This is a genomic window from Streptomyces sp. RPT161, from assembly GCF_027533845.1.
Lineage (GTDB): Bacteria > Actinomycetota > Actinomycetes > Streptomycetales > Streptomycetaceae > Streptantibioticus_A > Streptantibioticus_A silvisoli_A.
In genome coordinates this window covers 1-2,261 of sequence record NZ_JAPZVN010000061.1, presented here as the reverse complement: position 1 = coordinate 2,261, position 2,261 = coordinate 1, and the positions used below count along the sequence as shown (strand labels likewise).

3 protein-coding genes are annotated in these 2,261 nt (G+C 69.3%); 2 read left to right on the top strand and 1 reads right to left on the bottom strand.

What is annotated here, in order from left to right; genetic code table 11:
- The coding region (locus tag O5O46_RS34870) for an AMP-binding protein (protein WP_269859698.1) at positions 1 to 486 on the bottom strand (486 nt) is incomplete at its 3' end.
- A gap of 444 nt (positions 487 to 930) precedes the next feature.
- Between O5O46_RS34870 and O5O46_RS34865 the strand changes: the two genes are divergently transcribed.
- Both O5O46_RS34865 and O5O46_RS34860 read left to right on the top strand, forming a co-directional pair.
- The gene (locus O5O46_RS34865) at positions 931 to 1,512 is read left to right on the top strand and encodes a GTP-binding protein (RefSeq protein ID WP_269859697.1); all 582 of its coding nucleotides are present in this window, start codon (positions 931 to 933) and stop codon (positions 1,510 to 1,512) included.
- 245 nt (positions 1,513 to 1,757) lie between these two features.
- Positions 1,758 to 2,261 (top strand): AMP-binding protein (locus O5O46_RS34860; protein ID WP_443072704.1); only part of this gene is annotated, 504 nt, incomplete at its 3' end.

The following is a 2,261-nucleotide window of genomic DNA, read 5'->3' as shown; positions in this document are numbered from 1 at the left end:
CGGGGACGGGCGGCGGGCGCGCCCCCGCGGCTGCGCGCGGTCTCGGCGGCGCACCGACAGGCCGGGGCCGATGACCGCGCGTACGGCGGCCTCGGACCAGATCGTCTCGGCTCGCTCGTCGGGGTCGTCGGCGTCGACCGGTACGTAGGCCGCGCCGGTCCACAGCACGGCCAGGATCGCGACGTACAACTCGGCGGTGCCGGACGGAACGCGGACCCCTACCCGGTCCCCGGGGCCGATCCGCAGCTCGCGAAGGGTCGCGGCGAAGGCGTTCACCTCGGCGAGCAGGGCCTGGTAGTCAACGGCGCCGGATCCGGCGTCCAGCGCCGGGGCGTCCGGATGCGCGCGCGCCGTTGCCTCCAGCACGTCCACCAGCGTGCGCGGCGCAGCCGCGGGCACCACCGGCCACAGCGCCCCGCTCGGCGCGGGCGCTGTCCGCACACTCTGCGAGACCGGCATCCTGCCAGTGGGAAGGACGTAGTTCATCGGCCCGTCCGACGGTCCTTCGCAGCGGTATCGCGCGTCCCTTCCGTACGACCCGGCCCGGACCGCGCACGACGGCGAGCCGGATCCACTTCCATTGTCGCTCCGATTCCGTCCCCGTCGAGGCGAGTCTCGTCCGAGTGCTGACGAACAAATACCGGGCCAATTCCGGCGGCAGCCAATCAGCAACCGGAGAAGTAACGACACCGGCGCGGCCACCAGTTCGCACTTTCCGTCACATTGCGCATCTTCCACGGATGCACGGCGGAGGATTGGTACGACTACTGCCCCGGCGCACGGCATCGGTCACGCGTGCTGTGCGTTTCCATTCGATTCCGGTGGCCAAGGGGCGGTGATCGTCATCAGCGACAGACTTCGCTGGTGCCACGCCGCTTCGGCTCCGCGGTAGACGGCTGACCGGACATGGCACTGCTCGAAAGGCGCTCAGTGGACTTCGCACCCTCCAGTGCTGTGGTGCCCCGCTCCACCACCTCGGCGAAGATCGTGGTGGCCGGTGGCTTCGGGGTGGGCAAGACCACGTTCGTCGGATCCGTCTCGGAGATCAGCCCGCTACGCAGTGAGGCCGTGCTGACCTCCGCCTCGGCGGGCATCGACGACCTGACCCACGCGCCGGAGAAGACCACGACGACCGTGGCGATGGACTTCGGCCGCCTCACCCTCGACGACGACCTGGTGCTGTACCTGTTCGGTACACCCGGCCAGGACCGCTTCTGGTTCATGTGGGACGACCTGATGCGCGGCGCGATCGGCGCGGTGGTCCTGGTGGACACCCGACGGCTGGCCGACTGCTTCCCGGCCATCGACTACTTCGAGAACTCCGGCCTGCCCTTCGTCATCGCGCTCAACGGGTTCGACGGCCACCAGCCCTACGCCCCTGACGAGGTACGAGAGGCGCTGCAGATCAGCCACGAGGCACCCGTCGTGAGCACCGACGCACGCCAGCGCCAGCAAGCCAAGGACACACTCATCGCCCTCATGGAACACGCCCTGCTGACCCGACTGCGCTAGGTCGGCCGTGAGTGCGCCCCTTTGACTTCGCGATTCTGAGAGCGTCTCAGAGAGCTTCCACGTCTTATAAGACATCGCTCAACTATGCCTAAGAAGACAGTGAAAGGCGCAACCCGCGCATTCCGGTTCGCCGTCGGAATCCAGTGATGTGGCGTTGCCTGTGCCGGATGTGAGGCGATTCCCGCGTGAGCGCGGCATCCGGCGCATGTCGTCAGCCTTCTCGACCCGGAACAGAAGGACTGGATATGTTGACCCGGACACCGGAATTCCCCGTGGAGTCAGGCCAGTCGGCCGTGCCTCCACCCCCGTCAGCCGCCCCCGCCGCCGACCGCGCCGTATGGCGTGCCACCGGGCGGGCCGCCGCGCCGAGGACGCTGGTCGATGTGTTAGAGGCATCGGCGAGGGCGCACCCCTACGCACTCGCCCTCGACGCCGGTGACACCGCGATGGACTACCGCGAACTGCTGGCGGAGGTCACCGCCATGGCGGGGAAGTTGCGGACGCACGGTGTGGGCGCCGGAGACCGTGTCGGTGTACGGGTCCCGTCGGGCACCGCCGATCTGTACGTGGCCGTGCTCGCGGTGCTGGAGGTCGGCGCGGCCTACGTACCGGTCGACGCCGACGACCCCGACGAACGCGCGGAGTTGATCTGGTCCGAGGCGCGGGTGTGTGCGGTGATCGGTGCGGGGCTGGCGATCACCCTGCGTCCGGAAGTGGCCGGGTGCGGCGAACACCGCGGACCGCGGCCC